The sequence below is a fragment of the Corallococcus sp. CA049B genome (genome assembly GCF_003611685.1).
Classification (GTDB): domain Bacteria; phylum Myxococcota; class Myxococcia; order Myxococcales; family Myxococcaceae; genus Corallococcus; species Corallococcus coralloides.
This window is the reverse complement of record NZ_RAWC01000004.1, coordinates 1-18,701: the sequence shown is the minus strand read 5'-3', so window position 1 is coordinate 18,701 and position 18,701 is coordinate 1. Positions and strand designations below refer to the sequence as shown.

Sequence of the window (18,701 nt, the reverse complement as noted above, 5' to 3'; positions counted from 1 at the left end):
CTGAGGCTCTGCCCTGGCTTCTTCCGCCGCATGGCCCGCTCCCGGGCCATGCGGAAGTGTTCGCGCACGGTGCCCTAGCAACCGCGTCTGACATTCCATCCCCTGGACCCGCATCTGTCCGCCCGGCTGGACTTTCCAGGAATCCGCCTTGAGGCGGCACGCCTGCCCTTGAGAGAATCCCGCGCGTGAACGCCCGCGCTCGCGTCCTCTCCGCCGTCCTGCTGGCCACCTGCATCTGGGCCTGCGCCTCCTCGCCGCCGTCACCGTCCTCGGATGCACCCCAAGAGGCCGGCTCGCCCGCGCGCCTGTGGCAGAAGACGTCCGTGTCAGGCGACCTGGCGCGCTTCTCCCGCGACGGCACTCGCGTCACCGCCGACGGCGCGCTGGAGCTGGACCCCTCCACCGCGAAGGACGGCACCGACCCGTTCCCCTCGGGCGGCTGGCTCGACGGCGGCAGCTTCTACAATGGCGGCACCTTCCGCTTCGGCACCGCCACCTCCGAGGTCCAGTCCGTCCCCGGCGGCTTCGACAGCGTGGTGCCCTCCTTCGACGCCCAGACGCCGCCCGGCACCTGGGTGAAGCTCACCGTCTCCGCCCGCATCGAAGGCACCTGGACCAAGGACTACGAGCTGGGCGTCTGGGCCTTCGACACCACCACCGTCGCGCGCCACAGCGTGGACGGCCAGGGCGACGCCGACGGCAACGTCCTCACCGACACCCTCAACCTCAAGCGCCGAGCGGACGCCCTGCGCGTCACCGTCCACCTCTTCTCTGAACGCGCGGACATCAGCCCCCGCGTCCGGGCGCTCGCCGCCGCCGTCACCGACACGCGCCTCAAGCCCCAGGACGCCACGTCGGACCGCACCGGGTGGGGCACCGTGCTCGACGTGCCGGGCTACTCGCAGATGATCTACCCCGACGGCGGCGAGGTCTGGTGCTCCCCCACGTCCACCACCATGCTGCTCGGCTACTGGAGCCGGAAGCTGGGCCGCGCGGACCTGGAACACCCCGTGCCCACCGCCGCCGCCCACACCTATGACTGGGTCTACAAGGGCACCGGCAACTGGGCCTTCAACACCGCCTACGCCTCCAGCATGTCCAACGGCGCCCTGCACGGACTCGTCGCCCGCTTCGACTCGTTCGCCCCCGTGGAGCGACTCGTCGCCGCCGGCATCCCCGTCAGCATCAGCATCGCCTACGAACCCGGCGAGCTCCCCGGCGGCGCCTCCCGCCGCACCGACGGCCACCTCATCGTCGTGAAGGGCTTCACCGACACCGGCGACGTCGTGGTCAACGACCCTGCTTTCGGCTCCAACGAGACCACCCACACCACCTACCCCCGCGCCGAGCTGTGGCGCGCCTGGCAGCACTCCCGGGGCGCCGCGTACGTGCTGTGGCCCGCCGGAACCGCCCTGCCCGAGCAGGGGCTCGTCCCCCTGCCGTAGCCCGCGCGTCCAAATGCGGACACGCGGCCAAAGCAGCGCGGCGCGCAGTGTCCACTGGCCGGGGCGTCAGACACCCCGTCCCTTGACGTTCGAGCGTCCGTGCACGACCTGACACGCGCTTTAGCCTTCAGTCCGCCGAAATTAGGCTTGATTTCGGGTCGCGGAATGTAAATACCTGCGCCCGTGCTTTTGATGTCTCCGCCGGTATTCCGGAACCGGGGACACGCCTGGAGGCAGGACCATGGAGCAGAAGCCGCTGCGGGACTTCCTGGAGATTCCCTACGACGAGCTGGAGGAGCTCAACCTCAAGGTGAAGAGCCAGCGCATCAAGCGCGAGTCGCCGGACAAGGTTCGCGAGGAGCGGATCAAGTACCTGACGGACGAGAAGCGCATCAAGGCCGTCACCGTGTGCTTCACCGACCTGGAAGGCCGGCTGCACATGCTGGACTACGACAAGAAGTTCCTCCTCAAGAGCGCGGACAACCTCACCTTCGACGGCTCCTCCATCCGCGGCTTCTCCGCGCAGGCGGAGAGCGACCTGCGCCTGAACGTGGACTGGAGCGCGTTCTACTGGCTGCCGTCCGACATCTTCGGCCCCGGCAAGGTGCTGGCGTTCTGCGAGGTGCTGGAGCGCGACGGCACGCCGTACCCCTCGGACATGCGCGGGCAGCTCAAGCGCGCCACCGAGCAGCTGTTCCAGAAGGACGGCACCGTGTTCCACGCGGCGCCGGAGATCGAAGGCTTCCTCTTCAAGAACCGTGACGCCGAGCGCCACTACCACGAAGAGGGCAAGTTCGAGTTCATCTCCATCGGCGGCTACTACCACGCGCTGCCGGGCGACGGGCTGCGCGCCTTCATCGACAAGGCGGCGGAAGCGCAGCGCGCCATGGGCTTCGAGAACGAGAAGGACCACCCGGAGGTGGCGCCCTCGCAGTTCGAGATGAACTTCTCCTACAGCGAGGCGCTGGTCGCCGCCGACCAGATCCAGCTCTACAAGCTGCTCTGCCGTCAGGTGGCCGCGCAGCAGGGGCTGACGGCCAGCTTCCTGCCCAAGCCCGTCACGGGCGTGAACGGCAACGGCATGCACATCAACATGTCGCTGTCGAAGAACAACAAGAACCTGTTCTACGACAAGGGCGGTCAGGACGGCCTGTCGGCCATGGGCTGGGAGTTCATCGACCGGATCCTGAACAACGCGAACGACATCTGCCTGGTGCTCAACTCCAGCGTGAACTCGTACCGCCGGTTGGATCCGCACTACGAGGCGCCCAACCAGATCAAGGCCTCCGCGAACAACCGCGGCGCCATGGTGCGCATCCCGTTCGGCAACGAGCGCAGCGCGCGCGTCGAGTGCCGCTCCGTGGCGCCGGACGCGAACCCGTACATGGTGCTCTTCACGCTCTTGAAGACCGGCCTGGAGGGCCCGCAGCCGCAGGAGGACGCGGAGACCAAGCGCAGCCGCACGCGCTTCCTGCCGGACAACATCTACGACGCGGTGCGCTTCTTCAAGGGCAGCCAGTTCATCGCGCAGACGCTGGGTGAGCAGGTGCAGGGCAAGTACGCGGAGCTGAAGGTGGCCTCCGCGGACCGCTGCCCCAAGCAGCTGGGCAACCGCGTGAAGGACGCGGAGATCCAGTTCCACCACGAGGTGACGAACCAGTACCTCTGGAACCTCTTCTAGAGTTCGCGGTAGCGCGCCTGGAGGAACAGGTAGGCGGCGTAGGCCACCAGGCCCGCCGCCACCACTCCCAGGAGCACGTCGCCCGCGGGTTGGCGGGCGACGACGGCCAGGGCCTCTCCCAGGCCCTTGGCCTCACCCGGGTTCGCGTCCACGCCCGCGAGCACCAGGAAGCCGCCGATGACGGTGAACACCACGCCCCGCGCGGCGATGCCGAACTGGCACACGCGCTCGACCCGGGATTGATGCGCCGCCGCCAGACCCGTGAGCGAGAGCTTCTCCCGGAACTTCGCCTTCCAGGCCGCGTGGAACTGCTTCAGCGCGAAGCCGATGATGCCCAGCCCCACCAGCACCACCAGGACGCGGCCGAAGGGCTGCTCCATCAGCGTCGCCGTCCAGCCCTGGGTGCCCTTGCCCTTCCCCTGTGACGCGCCCACCACGGTCTTCACGGCGAACAGCGCCAGCGAGCCGTAGATGACGCCGCTGATGAAGTACATGGCGCGCGCGGCGATCCCCTTCGCGTCCGAGCCCTTGTCCTCCGTGTCCGCGAACGCCTGCGCGAATCTCCAGATGACGTAGCCGGCGAGCCCCACCGCCAGCAGCGACAGGAGCACGATGCCGAAGGGCCCATGCGCCACGGTGGCGACAGCGCCGTGACTGTCGGTGGCGCGTCCGCCCTCGCCCGCCGCGAGCTTCAGCGCGAGCACGCCGATGATGGCGTAGACGCAGCCCTTGGCCGCGTAGCCCATGCGGCCGAGCTTCTTCGCCCAAGGGTGGTTCGCGGCTTCCTTCGCGCCGCGCGACAGCCGGTCCATGCCCGGCCCACGCATCACGTCCATCGTCGCCATGCGGTGTGCTCCTCCCGTCCTTCCAGACCGAAGGACAGGGTGCGCATCCGGCGGCGCGGACGGGCGCAAGGTGCTCCCCCCGGTTCCCATCCGGGCGGGGAACAGGGGGCCCGGCCGGCTGGCTGCTTTCGCCGGCCGCCGCGCCAGGACCTCACGACTGCCGGAACAGCTGCGTGCGCGCCGCGTTCGAGATGGCCACCGCCGCGGGGTGCCGCAGCCGCCGCTCGACGGTCAGGGCGTAGAAGTGCTCTCGCACCGCGTCCACGCGCCCCACCACCTCCACGTCATACTGGGCGCAGAGCTCCGCCTCGATGACGGAGGGGCCCGGGAACACGCCCTCCCCCGCCTGGCCGAAGGCCTTCATCAGCGCGCTGTCCTGGAACTCGCCCCTCACGCGGGGGCGCACCCCCCGGGCGTCCAGCCACTGCATGAGCGAGCGGCGCGACGGCGCGACCTCCGCCAGCACCAGGAAGGGGGCCCCGTCCAGCGACTCCGGGAAGCCGCGGCGCAACGACGATGCGAGCCTCGCGGTCGCGAACAGCGTCGTGCCGCACTCGCCCAGCAGGTGGTTGTAGGCGCGGATGCCGGACGCGGGCGGCACGGGCGAGCCCGACAGCACGAGGTCCAGCGCGTGCTGGGACAGGTCACTCAGCAGCTTCTCCGTCCGGTCCTCCGTGCAGATGAGTTGCACGTCGTCGGCCATGCGCATCGCGGGCTCCAGCAGGCGGTGCGCGATGAGCTTCGGCATCTCCTCCGCCACGCCCACCAGCAGCTTGCGCGGGCGCGCCGTGGGCAGCCCCTTCAGCCCGTTCTGCAGTTCGTTGCCCAGCGCGAAGATTTCATCCGCGTAGCGGTAGACGTAGCGGCCCACCTCCGTGAGCACGAGCTTGCGGCCGACGCGCTCGAACAGCTTCTCCCCCAGGGACTGCTCCAGCGCCCGCACCTGCCCCGTCACCGTGGGCTGGCTGAGCCGCAGCTTGCGCGCCGCCGCCACGACGCCGCCCTCGCGCGCGACCGTCCAGAAGTACAGCAAGTGGTGGTAATTGAGCCAATCCATCGCCCCATCGTATCGGCTTCCCCGATGAGACATCTCACCAATTACCTATTTGCCGATATTTCGGCGCTTCTTTAGGTTTTGGGACCGCACGATGAAGGGAGCCCTCTGCCTCTCTCGTCCGCGCGCAAGGAGGAAGTCCATGCACGGTGCCGGCAGGCAACCTTCCCCGGAGCCGGGGAGCGATGGGCGCGAAGCGCTTCGCGCCGTCAGGCCCTGGCGCGTCCCGTGCGCGGCCGCGCTGTGTGGGCTGGCATTGGCGTCGTGGAGTCCCCGGGCGCGCGCACAGGGTGCGCCGCCCCCGAGGCCGCTGATGCTGGAGGAGGTGCTCGACTCCACCGCGACGCACTTCCCCCTCATCGAGGCGGCCCGGCAGGACGCGGAGTCCGCGCGCATGGAGCTGCTCGCCGCGCAGGGTGGCTTCGACCCGGAGCTCAAGGCGCGCGCCGCGGCCTTCCCCCTGGGGCCCTATACGTATTCACGGCTGGAGGCGCTGGTGCAGCAGCCCACGCCCTACCACGGGGCCACCGTCTTCGGCGGCTGGCGCCGGGGCGACGGGGAGATCCCGCCGTACTACGGCAACCTGGAGACGCTGAGCGCGGGCGAGCTGCGCGCCGGGGTGACGGTGCCGCTGTGGCGCAACGGCCCGGTGGACCGGCGCCGGGCCACGCTGGAGCGGGCGCGGCTGGGGCGCACCGCGGCGGAGCTGTCCGTGCGGCAGGCCGTGCTCGAGTCCTCGCGGCAGGCGGCCCACCGCTACTGGGACTGGGTCGCGGCCGGACGCCGCCGGGCCATCGCCGTGGAGCTGCTGGAGTTCGCGCGCGTGCGCGACGCGCAGCTGGCGCAGCGCGTGCGCAAGGGGGACCTGGCGGCCTTCGAGCTGACGGACAACCAGCGGGCGCTCGCGCAGCGCGAGTCGCAGGTGGTGGCGGCGGAGCGGCTGTTGACGCAGGCGGCGCTGGAGCTGGCGCTGTACCTTCGCGACGCGGACGGCCGGCCGGTGCCCCTGCGCCCGGAGCAGCTGCCCGGGGGCTTCCCTTCCATCGACGCGCCGCCCCCCGCCACCGAGCCGCTCGACGACGTGCTGGAGCGGCGCCCGGACGTGTCGCGGCTGGAGGCCCAGGCCGCCCAGCAGCGGACGGAGGCGCGCTTCGCGGCCAACCAGCAGGCGCCCCTCATCGACGTGACGGTCGCGGCCGCGCAGGACCTGGGCTCGGGCCCGGCCAGGCTGCGCAAGACGGAGCTGGAGATGGGCGTGGTGCTGGAGGTGCCCGTGCTCAACCGGGTGGCCCAGGGACGCGACGGCAGCGCGCGCGCGGCCGTGGCCCGCGCGGAGGCCCAGCTGCGGCTGCAGCGCGAGCGGGCCGCCGTGGAGGTGGGGGACGCGCGCGCGGCCCTGGACGCGTCCCGCTCGCGGGTCCAGCTCGCACGGCGGGAAGCCGCCGCCGCGCGCGAGCTGGCGGTGGGCGAGCGCACGCGCCTGCTCCAGGGCGACAGCAGCCTGCTCATCGTGAACCTGCGCGAGCAGACGGCCGCCGAGGCCCAGGTGCGCGAGGTGGATGCGCTCTCGGAGTACTTCAAGGTCACGGCGACGCTGCGCGCCGCGCTGGCGCTGCCGGTCGCCGGGGCCGCGCCGGAGGGGAACTGAGCCCATGCACGCGGACACGCATCCTTCCCACATGACGCCCTGGGAGCGGCTGAAGGCCGTGCTCACCCCGGAGCGCGGCGACCTCTGGGTCCTCGTCATCTATGGCGCGGCGGTGGGGCTGCTCTCGCTCGTGGTGCCCGTCGCCGCGCAGGCGGTGGTGAACACCGCCGCCTTCGGCACCGTGCTCCAGCCCGTGGCGGTGCTGGGAATCATCGTCTTCGGCCTGCTCGTGCTGGCCGGCGGCCTGCGGGTGATGCAGGTCCTGGTCGCGGAGCGGCTCCAGCAGCGGCTCTTCGCGCGCATGGCGGTGGACCTCGCCTGGCGGCTGCCGCGCGTCAAGCAGCAGGCGCACGACACCTACCGCGTGTCGGAGCTGGTGAACCGCTTCATGGACGTGATGACCATCCAGAAGGCGACGGGCCTCATCCTGCTGGACGGGCTGGCGCTCGCGCTCCAGGCGCTCGTGGGGCTGGTGCTGCTCGCCTTCTACAGCCCGCTGCTGCTCGGCTTCGACCTGCTGCTGCTGGGCAGCATGGCGCTGGTGCTCTTCGGGCTCGGGCGGGGCGCGGTGCGCACCAGCGTCCGGGAGTCCTACCGCAAGTACGAGGTCGTGGGCTGGCTGACGGAGCTGGCTCGGGTGCCGCTCGCCTTCTGGGGCCCGGAGGGCGGGGCGCTGGCCCTGCGGCGCGCGGACGAGGCGACCCAGGCCTACCTGGAGGCGCGCAACGGCCACTTCCGCATCCTGCTGCGGCAGGTGCTGGGGACGCTCGCGGTCCAGGCGCTGGCGAGCGGGCTTTTGCTGGGCGTGGGAGGATGGCTCGTCACCCGCCAGCAGCTGAGCCTGGGCCAGCTCGTGGCCGCGGAGCTCATCGTCGCGCCGGTGGCGGCCAGCTTCGCCAAGTTCGGCAAGTACCTGGAGACCCTCTATGACCTGCTGGCCGCGGTGGACAAGGTGGGCCAGCTCTTCGACCTGCCCCTGCAGTCCGAGGCCGGCGAGCCCCTGGACCGCCGGGACGGGCGCGCCGCGGCCCTGCGCCTGCGGGACGTGAGCCTGCCGCCCTCCCCGCGGTCCAACGCGGCGCTGCGCGGCGTGGACCTCACGGTGGAGCCCGGCAGCCGCGTGGCCATCGTCGGCCCGTACAGCTCCGGCAAGCGCCTGCTGGTGGACGTGTCCGTGGGCCTGCGGGAGCCGTCCCAGGGCTTCGTGGAGCTGGACGGCATGGACCTGCGCGAGGTGTCCACCGACTCGCTGCGGGCCCAGGTGGCGCTGGTGCGCGGCATCCACCTCTTCGACGGCACGGTGCAGGAGAACGTGGCGGTGGGCCGCGCGGAGGTCTCGCTCCAGGAGGTGCGCCAGGCGCTGGACGCGGTGGGCCTGCTGGAGGAGCTGGTGCGGCTGCCGGACGGGCTGCGCACGCGCCTGACGGGCGGCCACACGCAGCTGTCGCCGGGGCAGGCCCAGCGGCTGATGCTCGCGCGCGCCCTGGTGGGGCGCCCGCGGCTGCTCGTGCTCGACGAGTCCCTGGACAGCCTGGACGCGGACGTGCGCGCGCGGGTGGTGGACCGGCTGCTGGCCCCCGGCTCGCCGTGGACGCTGCTGCTCACCACGCACCTGCCGGAGCTCGCGGCGCGCTGTGACCGCACGCTGCGCATGCAGGACAACACGCTGACGGAGGAGGAGCGGTCATGAGCATGCGCTATCGCGTGTCCTTCGAGGACGGCCGCGTCGGGTCCTTCGCGCGCGTGCGTCCGGTGGCCTCCGCCCGCGGGCTCGCCCGGTGGATGGTGGGCGCGAGCGTCGTGCTCGCGCTCTGCCTGGCCTGGGTCCCCTGGCAGCAGTCGGCCTTCGGCGACGGCCAGGTGGTGGCGTACTCGCCGGACGAGCGCCAGCAGCGCGTGGACGCCCCGCTGGAGGGATGGCTGGAGGAGTGGTTCGTCCAGGAGGGCTCGCACGTGGAGGAGGGGGCGCCCATCGCGCGCATCGTGGACAACGACCCGGAGCTGCTCCAGCGCCTGCGCTCCGAGCAGGAGGCGGCGCACGCGCGGCTCAAGGCGGCCGAGCGCGCGCTGGACACGGCGCTGCGCAACGTGCGGCGCCAATGGCAGCTCTTCAACCAGGGCCTCAGCTCGCGCAAGCAGTACGAGGAAGCGCAGCTCAAGGAGGCGGACGTGATGAAGGAGCTCACCAGCGCCCGGGCGGAGCTGGCGCGGGTGGACACGCGGCTGGCCCGCCAGGGGCGGCAGCTGGTGACGGCGCCGCGCGCGGGCGTCATCCTGCGCAGGAGCGCGGGCAACAACTCCGTGTACGTGAAGACGGGGGAGATGCTGGCGGTGCTCGTGCCGGAGACGCGCTCACGCGCGGTGGAGCTGTGGATGGATGGCAACGACCTGCCGCTGGTGACGCGCGGGCGGCAGGTGCGGCTGCAGTTCGAGGGCTGGCCCGCGGTCCAGGCCAGCGGCTGGCCCTCCGTGGCCGTGGGCACCTTCGGAGGCGAGGTGTCCGTCGTCGACGCTGCCGGGGGCGGCCAGCCGGGCCGCTTCCGCATCCTCGTCACGCCGCGGCCCGGCGAGCCCTGGCCGGCGAGCGAACTGCTGCGCCAGGGCGTGAGGGCCCACGGGTGGGTGATGCTCGAGCAGGTGCCGCTCGGCTACGAGCTGTGGCGCCGCTTCAACGCGTTCCCGCCCGCGCTGTCCAAGGCGCCGCCCGAAGAGGCGGCGTCCCAGAAGAAGTAGCCTCCGGTCGCGCTCGGGGCTGGCGGCTCAGCGCAGGTTCTTCACGGCCTGGACCACGCGGGGCCACTCCTTGGAGCGCGGGTCGATGAGCTCGAAGTGGCCCGCGCCCTTCAGCGGCACCAGGTGCACCGGGTCCTTCTGCTGGACGCCCCGGGCGTGGAAGCCCTCGCTGACCTTGAGGGGGACGGTGTCGTCCTCGGTGCCGTGGAGGAGGACCTGCGGCAGCTTCAGGGGCTGGAGCGCGGCGGGGGACGCCACGGCGTAGCGCTCCGGGACCTGCTCCGGGGTGCCGCCCATGAAGGTCTTCACGATGCCCTTGCCCAGGTCCAGCGCCGCGCCCTGCGCCAGGTCCAGCACGCCGGCCAGGGACACCACGCCCTTCAGCTTCAGCGGGGCGTCACGGTACAGCGGATGCTTCGGCGGGAGGCGGTGCCGCGCGGCCAGCCACATGGCCAGGTGTCCGCCCGCGGAGTGGCCCATGGCCACCACGTTGGAGAGGTCCAGCCCCAGCGACGGCGCCGCGCTCATCAGGTGGTCCGCCGCGGAGGCCACGTCCTCCAGGGTGCCGGGGAAGCCGCCGCCGTCCTGGCCCACGCGCCGGTACTCCAGGCTCCACGTCGCGAAGCCGCGCTTCGTCAGGTCCGCGCACAGGTGGCCCGCGTGCTCCAGGCCGTACTCGGCGCGCCAGAAGCCGCCGTGGACGAAGAGGACCACGGGGTGCGGGCCCTTGCCCTTGGGTTTGCGCAGCTCGGTGAACTGCTGCGGGGCTTCGCCATAGGCGATGCGCGCGTCCGGCGGCGGCTGAGGCGTTTCCAGGACCCACATGGAGCTCATGCCGCGCATCTTGGGAACGGGCGGCCGGACACCGCAAGCCGCGCAGCGCCGCCGTGCGTGGAGGATGGGGGCTCCGGTACGCTTCCGGCGTGCTCGAGGCGAACGAAGCGGAGCTGCGCATGGCCCTGGCCGAGGGACTGCTCTCCCGCGAGGACGTGGACACCCTGCGCGAGGAGGCGGCCCGGCGCGGCGTGTCCCCGTTGCGGCTCCTCGTGGAGCGGGGGCGGCTCACGGAGGATTCGCTCGTGTCGCTGCGCCGGAGCCTGGAGGCGGAAGCCGGAACACCGCCCGTGCCCGATGGCGCGCCCAAGCCGGGCACCGCTGACGACACGTTGCCTCCAGGGGCCGCACCCGCCACCGTGACGGACGGTCCCGCGTTCCCGGTGCCGCACTGGACGCTCTACCGGCCGCTCCGCTTCCTGGGCCAGGGCGGCATGGGCCGCGTCTTCCTGGCCCGGGACCTGCGGCTGCACCGCGACGTGGCGCTGAAGTTCGTTCGCGACGAGGACCCGGAGCTGTCCCGCCGCTTCATCTCCGAGGCCCGCGCCCAGGCCCGCGTGGACCACGAACGCGTCTGCCGCGTGTACGAAGTCGGTGAAGTCCAGGGCCGCGCGTACATCGCCATGCAGTACATCGCGGGGGCGCCGCTGCACACGCTCGCCGGCACGCTGTCCGTGGAGCAGAAGGCGCTCGTGCTTCGCGACGCCACGCTGGGCGTGCACGCGGCCCACCTGGCCGGGCTCGTGCACCGCGACCTCAAGCCGTCCAACATCCTGGTGGAGCGCGGCGAGGACGGCGCCCTGCGCCCCTACGTCATGGACTTTGGCCTGGCGCGAGACTGGACCAGCGACGATGCCGCCACCGCCACCGGCACCGTGCTGGGCACGCCCCAGTACATGGCCCCTGAACAGGCCCGGGGCGAGGTCACCCGGCTGGACCGGCGCGCGGACATCTACAGCCTGGGCGCCACGCTGTACCACCTGCTCACCGGCCAACCGCCTGTCACGGGTGCCAATGGATTGGAGGTGCTCGGACGCATCTCCACCCAGGAGCCGCGCCGTCCGCGTGAGCTGGACGCGGGGATTCCGGCGGACCTGGAGGCCATCGTCCTCAAGTGCCTGGAGAAGGACCGCTCGCGGCGCTACGGCTCCGCGCGGGCACTGGCGGACGACCTCACGCGGTTCCTCGAAGGGGAGCGGGTCCTCGCGCGCACCGGTCCTGCGTACCGCGTGCGCAAGTGGATGGTCCGTCACCGGGTCGCCGTCGTCGTCGCGAGCATCACCGGGCTCGCCGTGGTCGGCGCCGTGGGCCAGGGCGTGATGGCCCGGCGGGAGGTGGCTCGCCGCGAGGCCCTTGTCCGGCGATTCACCGAAGGCGTCGAACGCATCGAGGCCCAGGCCCGCTACTCCGGCCAGGCGCCCCTGCACGACACGCGGCTGGACCGCGAGGCGATGCGCGCCCGCATGCGCGACATCGAAGCCTCCATGCGAGACGCCGGTCCCGTCGCGGAAGGCCCGGGCCATTACGCATTGGGGCGCGGGTTCCTCGCGCTGGGGGACGAGGAGGCCGCGCTCACGCACCTGGAGGCCGCATGGGCGAAGGGCTTCCGCGAGCCCCGCGTGGCGTATGCGCTCGCGCTGGTGCTGGGCCACCGCTACCAGCGCGAACGGCTGGAGGCGGACCGCATCCCGGACGCGGCCAGCCGCGAGGCGAAGCGGCGCGAAGCCTGGGCGCACTCGCGAGACCCGGCGCTGGCCTTCCTGGAGCAGGGCCGGGGCGCGGAGGTGCCCGCCCCCGAATACGCGGAGGCCCTCCGTGCCTTCCATCAGGAGCGCTTCGAGGACGCGCTGAAGTCACTGGACTCGCTGGGCACGCGGCTGCCTTGGTTCCACGAAGCGCCGCGGCTCCGGGGCGACGTGCTGCTCGCTCGCGCCGTGCGCCATGCCCTGGCGAGTGAACGCGCCGCGGCCCTGGACGACCTGGAGGCCGGGCGGCGGGCCTACGGCGCGGCGGCGGACATTGGCCGCAGTGTGTCCGCCGTGCACCGCGCGAGGGCGGAGCTGGAGCAGGAGGCCCTCATCCTGGAGCTGTCCGGCACGGGCGACGTGCTGCCCGCGTACACGCGCGGCATGGAGGCGGTGTCACGCGCGCGCACGGCGGCTCCGGATGAAGCGGACACCTGGGTGCTGGAGGCCCGGCTCCACCGGCGCTTGGCCCAGGCGAGCCTCAGCAGTGGAGGCGACGTGGAGCCGCTCCTCACGCGCACGCTCGACGCGGCGAAGGAGGCGCTGAGGCTTGCTCCCGGCAAGGTGGAGGCGCGCCACGCGCTGGCCATGGGCTGGTGGCAGTGGGCCCGCTACCGTCAGGACCGGAGCGAGGATCCGCGCGAACAACTGAAGGCCGCCGTCGCCGCCTTCGAGTCCATTCCCGAGTCGGCGCGCGACTACGACTTCCACCTGGACCTGGGGCTCGTCTTCAAGGTGTGGGCGGATTCAGAGGATGGGCGCGGAGGGGATTCACTGCCCTTCCGGCAGCAGGCCATCACGTCCTATCGGCGGGCGTTGGCGCTGGATGAGCAGCGGCCGGATGCGTGGATCAACCTGGGCACGGCCTATGTGAACCGCGCCAATCATCCGCGTGCACCGTCGAAGGACGCGGACCTGGAAGAAGCCCGGACCGCGCTGGAGCGCGCGAGCACGCTCGACCCGGGACACGTCGTCGCGTGGTTCTACCTGGCGGAGGTGCACCGAGCGCTCGCCTTGCGCCTGCGGGACCACGGCGGCGACGCGGGGCCGGGACTTGCCCGAGCGCTGGAGGCCTACCGCCAGGGCGTCGCCATCAACGCGAAGCTGCCGCCGCTCCAGAACGGCGTGGGCACCATCCTGCTCGACCAGGCCCGCGAGGCGTGGGACCGGGGAGACGCACCGGAGCCCCTGTTGGATCAGGCGGAGCAGGCCTTCCTCCAGGCCATCGCCATCGCACCCCAGGTGGGCTTCGCGCACAACAACCTGGGCGAGGTGCGCATGTGGCGCGCGACCTGGCGCCTGCCGCGCGACAAGGATCCCACCGCGAGCGCGAAGGACGCACAGGCCGAACTCCAGCAGGCCACCACGTTGCTGCCAGGGCTCGCGGAGCCGTGGGCCAACCTGGGCCAGGTGCACCACACCGTGGCCGCCTACGCACTGAAGCAGGGGAAGGATCCACGGCCGGCGCTCGCCCAGGCCACGGAAGCGCTGGAGCGCGCGCTGAAGCTCAACCCCTCCCTCGCGCAGGCGTGGCGCTGGCGGGGAGAAGTGCGGGCACTCCAGGCGCGCGAGGAGGCCCGACGAGGCCAGAAGCCAGACGCGTCCTTCCAGGCCGCGGCGAGCGACTTCCAGAAGGCGCTGGAGCTGGATCCCGAGAACCTGGAGCCACGACTGGCCTACAGCGCGTTCCTTCGGGAATGGGGCGCGACAGCCTCCGGTCCAGACGCACGAGCCCATCTCCAGCAGGGACTGTCCCTCGTCGAAGTCGTGCACACCGCGCGCCCCCGGTGGAAGGACGCGAGCATCTTGCGCGATGACCTGCGTCGCGCACTCGCGAAGCTGCCGCCGGAATGACGACAACGGCTGTGCGCGAGGAAGCCTTGCTCGGGCCAGCTTGCACGACGGCCTGTCCCAGGTCGCGAAGCGCCACAGGAATGACGGCACCGGATGCATGCCACCAGGAGGCATTGCTCGGGCCACTGTGCATGGCGGCCTGATGCGGAGCATGGTGCGCGTCATCTTCGCCGTCACAGGCGTCGCCGCCCTGACGCAACGTACCTAGCGTCGGCGCATGCCGCTCGCCCTCTACGCAGGAATCGCCGTCTCGGACGACGCCACGGCTTGCGACTGGTACTCGAGACTGCTCGGAGGACCGCCCACGCTCGTCGCCACGCCCACGAAGGCGGTGTGGGATCTCGCGGAGCACCGGTCCATCTTCGCGGACACGGCCGCCCAAACCTGTCCGACTGTCCGACAGGCTTCCTCGGCCCGGACAGAGCAGCAGCTCTCGGTCCGGGTTCTCCTGAACCTGTCCGACTGTCCGACAGGTTTCCTCGGCCCGGCTGGAGCCGGGGCCCCGTTACGGTTCTTCCAATCGCGGTCCGACTGTCCGACAGGTTTCCGCGGCCCGACTGGAGCGGCGTGCCCCGCCGACGTGGTTGCCCAACCTGTCCGACTGTCCGACAGGTTTCCGCGGCTCGGCTGGGGCGGAGCCCTCGTCACGGTTCTCCCTATCGCGGTCCGACTGTCGGACAGGTTTCCGCGGTCCGGGTGAAACGGGCGCCCTTGCGGACCCGGCTGCTCAAACCTGTCCGACTGTCCGACAGGTTCGTGCGGTGCGCCGCGGACGGGGAGCCCCTGCTGGGTTCTCACCTTCTCATCCGTGCGGACGAGCAGACCTCACGTCCGATGGCCTGGTGCGGCGCGCGCCTTCCTCTCGCCACTCGGACGGCAGGATGCCGCCGGTCCAGCGGCTCCAGGCGGCCTTGTGTCAGACCTGGCGCGTAGACCCGAGGAGCCAGCGCTTCTCCATCGCGCTCACAGGAGCGTGCCCGCGTCCGGTGCGAAGTAGTGGTCGTCGTCGAGGTCCGCCAGGAGCCCGGGCCCTTCAGGCCGCCAGCCGAGCTGTTCGCGCGTGCGGGCGCTCGACGCAGGCGCATCGAGCGCGAAGAGCGCCCCCAGGAAGCCGAGGAAGTCACCGGCCTCTGCTGGCGTCTTCGATGCGACCGGCACTCCCACCCGGCGGCCGATGATGGTCGCGATGTCCCGGGTGGGCACGCCCTCGTCGGCGACGGCGTGGAGCCTTGAACCGGCGGGGACCCGCTCCAGCGCGAGCCGGAAGAGCCGGGCCGCGTCGGACCGGTGCACGGCGGGCCAGCGATTCGCCCCCTCCCCCACGTAGGCAGCCACGCCCGTCCGCCGCGCGGAGGCGATGAGGTGCGGCACGAAGCCGTGGTCACCCTTTCCATGAACCGACGGCGGAAGCCGCACGATGGACGTGCGCACGCCCTTCTCGGCCAGCGCGAGCATCATCGCCTCCGACGCGCCGCGCCCCGATGGAGCCGCCGCGTCGGTCTCCACGGCGACGCGTCCCGGCGCCAGGAACAGCAGCCCCGCCGCGATGACGAGAGGCCGCTGGGAGCCCTCCAGCGCCTTGCCCATGGCCTCAATCGCGCGCGCGTCGGCACGCACCGAGTCCTCGAAGCGGGAGAAGTCGTGGATGAACGCCAGATGGATGACCCCGTCCGCCTTCGCCGCCCCGGCGCGCAGGCTGTCCGGATCGTCCAGCGAACCGCGGTGCACCTCCGCCCCCGCCGCCTCCAGCGCCCGGGCCGAAGCCTCCGAGCGGGCGAGCCCCACCACCTGATGCCCCGCCCCCAGCAATTCAGGAACGACCGCCGAGCCAATGAAACCAGACGCACCCGTCACGAATACGCGCATGGAAAGCCCCTCGATGTCAGCTACTGACATCACTCCTAACAAGTGATGTCAGTGACTGCAATCAGGTTATGCTGGTGCCCATGGGCCGCTGGGAACCCAACGCACGAGACCGGCTCGCACAGGCCGCGATGACGCTGTTCCAGGAGCACGGGTACGACCGGACGACGGTGGAGGAGATCGCCGCGCGCGCGGGGCTCACGGAGCGGACGTTCTTTCGCTACTTCACCGACAAGAAGGAGGTCCTGTTCGGGGGCTCGGACGCGCTCCACGAGCGCATCGTCACCACCATCGCGGAGGCGCCCCAGGGGACCGCGCCGCTCGACGCGGTCTCCGCGGGCCTCGAGTCCCTTGCCCCCTTCTTCAAGGACCGCCGCGACCATGCCCGGGCGCGACAGGCGCTCCTCTCCGCGCACGCCGAGCTGCGGGAGCGCGAGCTGATCAAGCTGGCCTCGCTGGCCTCGGCCGCCGCGGACGCGCTTCGAAAGCGCGGCGTCACCGACCCCACCGCGAGCCTGGCAGCGGAGGCAGGCATCGCGGTGTTCAAGGTCGCGTTCGAGCGCTGGCTCGAGGACCCGAAGGCGCAGGACCTCTCACGGCACATCCAGCTCGGGCTCGAGGAGCTCAGGGCCGTCACCGCGAGCACCGGCGCCAACACGGCCCCCTCCGCGCCTCCGCGCCCGCCCGCCAGGGCCCGCAAGTCCTGACGGCGGCCCCAACCCGCTCCGGGAATGAACCTGACGGAGCGGGGCGACAGACAGGGACCGCGCGTTTCAGTCCTCGCCGCGCCCGGTGACCTCCAGCGTGCCGTTGATGGTCTGCCGGATACCCTCGGACTGCGTGGGCTGTGTGCACTTCGAGCAGTCGCTCGTGGGGCAGGACCAGAGGGACGTTCTCTTCCCCGGCTCGTCCCCGGACTTCAGCGTCCACGTCGCGCTCTTGCACGCGGGCACCAGCAGGGGGCTCTTCGAGCCATCCTCGAGGAGCCAGACTTTGTGCACGCCGATGCACCTGTCCTGCTGCACCTGGGACACGAAGCTCACCGTCTGCCCGGCCCGCACCTGCACCGTCGTGCTGCTGAAGTGCACCTTGCCGTCCGAACTGGCGGTGATGAGCACCGGGATGCTCCCCTCGGGAGGCGTCGGGTTCACCGCGCAGGGCTGCACCGGCCCGCTGTCGGACGACGCCGCTTCGGAGGAGGTGGAACGGGCGCCACCGCTGGCACAGGCCAGCAGCGCTCCGGTGAGGCACAGCGGAAAGAGGACGCGGCTTCGCATGGGGAACCCTCCAGGGGGATGGGGACGGACGACGCGACGGCTCAGCAGCAAGCGTGCCATGCGGCGTGGCCCTCCGCTCAGGTGGCCTTCGCCGTAAGCCCCAGCTCCTTCAACCGCCGCCCCAGCGCGCGCTTCGACACCTCCAGCGTGCGTACCATCGCGTCCAGGTCGCCGCCGCAGGCCTCGAAGCAGCGGGTGATTTCGTCCGCGCCCAGGTCCCCGGCGGTGCGCAGGTTCGGGCTGCGCTCGATGAGGTCGTAGACGGACGGGCGCGGAATGCCCAACGCGTCCGCCGCGGCCTTCAGGTCCCACGCGCTCGCCCGCAGCGCGGCCAGCAGCTCCGCCTCCGTCACCTGCGAGGGCTTGCGCCGGGGCACCGCCGCCTCGCGCGCCTCCGGAGCCACTGCGGCGCCAATCCCCACGTGGGCTCCTTGCGGCATCGGCGCGGTCGCCGCTCCCGCCGCCGTGCCCAGCGCTTCCTCCAGTTGGGGATCCAGCTGCAAGCGTGTCTGTCCCCGGCTCCCGATGACGAGCTGCCGCGTGAGGTTTCGCAGCTGCCGGATGTTCCCCGGCCACGCCGCCCGCACCAGCCGCGACGCCAGCGGCGCGGGCAGCCACGGCTCCGCGTGCGGGTCCTCCGAGTCCAGCCGTGTCGCATCGCCCAGCGCCGCCAGCTCCTCGCGCGCGAAGTGGAAGAACAACCGGCCCACGTCCTCGCGCCGTTCACGCAGCGCGGGCACGCGCAGGTCGTAGCCCGCCAGCCGGTGCAGGAGCGGCGCCTTGAAGCGCCCGTCGCGGATCTGCTCCTCCAGGTGCGCGTCCGTCGCGGCGATGAGCCGCACGTCCACCTTCACCGGCTGGCTGGCGCCCACGGGATACAGCTCCCCCGTCTCCAGCACGCGCAGGAGCATCACCTGCACCTCCGGCGGCGCCTCGCCCACCTCGTCCAGGAACAGCGTGCCCCCGTGCGCGGCGCGGAAGAAGCCCTCGCGGTCCTGCGTGGCCCCGGAGTACGCGCCCTTCTTCGAACCGAACAGCTCCGCCGCCGCCAGCTCCTTGGGGATGGCCCCCAGGTTGACGCTGACGAAGCGCCCCTCCCGGCGCGGTGACATCCGGTGGATGGCCTGCGCCACCAGCTCCTTGCCCGTGCCCGTCTCGCCCCGGATGAGCACCGACACGTCCAGGTCCGCCACCCGCTCGATGTGCTTGCGCAGCCGCCGCAGGCCCGCGCTCTCGCCCACCATGCCCGGCGTGTCCGCGGGGCCCTCGCCGTCCGGCTCCACCGTGTGCAAGAGCAGCACCACGCGGCCCGACAGCTCCAGCGCCACCCCGTCCAGCAGCTCCGCCGGCCCGAAGTCCCTCGCGCCCTGGAGCGGCACGCCCGCCGCGACCACGTGCGTGCCATCCTCCGGCGCCGCCAGGCGCACGCCCCCGGCCGGCAGGGCGGAGAGCTCCAGCGGCTTGCGGCTCACGAACGGATCCGCCAGCGGCAGCCCCAGCGAGCTGCCCGGCTTCGCGAAGTCCGGCGCGTTGCGCGACAGGGCCAGGGTCCGCCCCGCCACCACCGCGTCCAGCAGCAGCCGCTCCCCCACGCGCCGGGGCACCGGATGGGACACCACCGTCAGCGCGGGCACGGCGCGGGGGGTCCCCCGTGAACCTCCGCGCTCCTGCATCGCGGCCGTGGAGACATCTGCGAGGGCGTCATGCGGCATGGCCCCCGAC

At 72.0% G+C, this 18,701-nt stretch carries 13 protein-coding genes; 7 read left to right on the top strand and 6 right to left on the bottom strand.

The genetic code is table 11. The features are described from left to right. Window positions 1–185 precede the first annotated feature (185 nt). Window positions 186–1,445 (top strand): C39 family peptidase, encoded by a 1,260-nt coding sequence (locus D7W82_RS01545; protein ID WP_120616608.1) that lies wholly within the window; start codon window positions 186–188, stop codon window positions 1,443–1,445. A gap of 241 nt (window positions 1,446–1,686) precedes the next feature. After that, on the top strand, window positions 1,687–3,126 hold the full coding sequence (locus D7W82_RS01540; RefSeq protein ID WP_120616607.1) for a glutamine synthetase family protein: 1,440 nt from the start codon (window positions 1,687–1,689) through the stop codon (window positions 3,124–3,126). On the opposite strand, the gene D7W82_RS01535 is transcribed toward D7W82_RS01540, so the two are convergent. Together D7W82_RS01535 and nhaR are read right to left on the bottom strand one after the other, a co-directional pair. Next, window positions 3,123–3,971, bottom strand: coding sequence for a DUF1206 domain-containing protein (locus D7W82_RS01535; RefSeq protein WP_120616606.1), 849 nt, complete (start codon window positions 3,969–3,971; stop codon window positions 3,123–3,125). The two genes, D7W82_RS01540 and D7W82_RS01535, sit on opposite strands and share 4 nt — an antisense overlap. 151 nt (window positions 3,972–4,122) lie before the next feature. Next, window positions 4,123–5,028: a transcriptional activator NhaR gene (gene nhaR, locus D7W82_RS01530; protein WP_120616605.1), complete on the bottom strand. Its 906-nt coding sequence runs from the start codon at window positions 5,026–5,028 to the stop codon at window positions 4,123–4,125. 310 nt (window positions 5,029–5,338) lie between these two features. On the opposite strand from nhaR, the gene D7W82_RS01525 reads away from it, so the two are divergent. From D7W82_RS01525 to D7W82_RS01515, 3 genes are read left to right on the top strand one after another with little or no spacing between them, the layout of a single operon-like run. Further along, window positions 5,339–6,673 (top strand): TolC family protein, encoded by a 1,335-nt coding sequence (locus D7W82_RS01525; RefSeq protein ID WP_158617555.1) that lies wholly within the window; start codon window positions 5,339–5,341, stop codon window positions 6,671–6,673. 4 nt (window positions 6,674–6,677) lie between these two features. Next, window positions 6,678–8,363: a peptidase domain-containing ABC transporter gene (locus tag D7W82_RS01520; RefSeq protein WP_199727660.1), complete on the top strand. Its 1,686-nt coding sequence runs from the start codon at window positions 6,678–6,680 to the stop codon at window positions 8,361–8,363. Continuing rightward, window positions 8,360–9,406 (top strand): HlyD family secretion protein, encoded by a 1,047-nt coding sequence (locus D7W82_RS01515; protein ID WP_120616603.1) that lies wholly within the window; start codon window positions 8,360–8,362, stop codon window positions 9,404–9,406. The genes D7W82_RS01520 and D7W82_RS01515 overlap by 4 nt, the downstream gene beginning before the upstream one ends. 27 nt (window positions 9,407–9,433) lie before the next feature. On the opposite strand, the gene D7W82_RS01510 is transcribed toward D7W82_RS01515, so the two are convergent. Next, entirely contained in the window at window positions 9,434–10,240 is an 807-nt protein-coding gene (locus D7W82_RS01510) for a S9 family peptidase (protein ID WP_120616602.1), read from the bottom strand. Window positions 10,241–10,329: 89 nt separating this feature from the next. Here D7W82_RS01510 and D7W82_RS01505 point away from each other — a divergent pair, with 89 nt between their 5' ends. After that, window positions 10,330–13,839, top strand: a complete 3,510-nt coding sequence (locus D7W82_RS01505; RefSeq protein WP_233587233.1) for a serine/threonine-protein kinase — start codon at window positions 10,330–10,332, stop codon at window positions 13,837–13,839. A gap of 963 nt (window positions 13,840–14,802) precedes the next feature. Here D7W82_RS01505 and D7W82_RS01495 read toward each other — a convergent pair. Beyond that, the gene (locus D7W82_RS01495) at window positions 14,803–15,705 is read right to left on the bottom strand and encodes an SDR family oxidoreductase (protein WP_120616601.1); all 903 of its coding nucleotides are present in this window, start codon (window positions 15,703–15,705) and stop codon (window positions 14,803–14,805) included. Window positions 15,706–15,785: 80 nt separating this feature from the next. Here D7W82_RS01495 and D7W82_RS01490 point away from each other — a divergent pair, with 80 nt between their 5' ends. Further along, window positions 15,786–16,409 carry a TetR family transcriptional regulator gene (locus tag D7W82_RS01490; RefSeq protein ID WP_120616662.1) on the top strand — a complete coding sequence of 208 codons (624 nt, stop codon included), beginning with the start codon at window positions 15,786–15,788 and terminating at the stop codon, window positions 16,407–16,409. Window positions 16,410–16,475: 66 nt separating this feature from the next. Here the strand turns inward: D7W82_RS01490 and D7W82_RS01485 are convergent, their stop codons facing one another. Both D7W82_RS01485 and D7W82_RS01480 read right to left on the bottom strand, forming a co-directional pair. Next, on the bottom strand, window positions 16,476–16,979 hold the full coding sequence (locus tag D7W82_RS01485) for a hypothetical protein (protein WP_120616600.1): 504 nt from the start codon (window positions 16,977–16,979) through the stop codon (window positions 16,476–16,478). Between the two features lie 77 nt (window positions 16,980–17,056). After that, window positions 17,057–18,691 (bottom strand): sigma 54-interacting transcriptional regulator, encoded by a 1,635-nt coding sequence (locus D7W82_RS01480; RefSeq protein WP_120616599.1) that lies wholly within the window; start codon window positions 18,689–18,691, stop codon window positions 17,057–17,059. Window positions 18,692–18,701: the final 10 nt, after the last annotated feature.

What these genes read in the sequence shown, in the direction of transcription:
- D7W82_RS01485 (WP_120616600.1), bottom strand. Translation starts at nt 16,979, where the DNA reads ATGCGAAGCCGCGTCCTCTTTCCGCTGTGCCTCACCGGAGCGCTGCTG.
- D7W82_RS01515 (WP_120616603.1), top strand. Translation starts at nt 8,360, where the DNA reads ATGAGCATGCGCTATCGCGTGTCCTTCGAGGACGGCCGCGTCGGGTCC.
- D7W82_RS01540 (WP_120616607.1), top strand. Translation starts at nt 1,687, where the DNA reads ATGGAGCAGAAGCCGCTGCGGGACTTCCTGGAGATTCCCTACGACGAG.
- D7W82_RS01520 (WP_199727660.1), top strand. Translation starts at nt 6,678, where the DNA reads ATGCACGCGGACACGCATCCTTCCCACATGACGCCCTGGGAGCGGCTG.
- D7W82_RS01495 (WP_120616601.1), bottom strand. Translation starts at nt 15,705, where the DNA reads ATGCGCGTATTCGTGACGGGTGCGTCTGGTTTCATTGGCTCGGCGGTC.
- D7W82_RS01535 (WP_120616606.1), bottom strand. Translation starts at nt 3,971, where the DNA reads ATGGCGACGATGGACGTGATGCGTGGGCCGGGCATGGACCGGCTGTCG.
- D7W82_RS01525 (WP_158617555.1), top strand. Translation starts at nt 5,339, where the DNA reads ATGCTGGAGGAGGTGCTCGACTCCACCGCGACGCACTTCCCCCTCATC.
- nhaR (WP_120616605.1), bottom strand. Translation starts at nt 5,028, where the DNA reads ATGGATTGGCTCAATTACCACCACTTGCTGTACTTCTGGACGGTCGCG.
- D7W82_RS01490 (WP_120616662.1), top strand. Translation starts at nt 15,786, where the DNA reads ATGGGCCGCTGGGAACCCAACGCACGAGACCGGCTCGCACAGGCCGCG.
- D7W82_RS01480 (WP_120616599.1), bottom strand. Translation starts at nt 18,691, where the DNA reads ATGCCGCATGACGCCCTCGCAGATGTCTCCACGGCCGCGATGCAGGAG.
- D7W82_RS01510 (WP_120616602.1), bottom strand. Translation starts at nt 10,240, where the DNA reads ATGAGCTCCATGTGGGTCCTGGAAACGCCTCAGCCGCCGCCGGACGCG.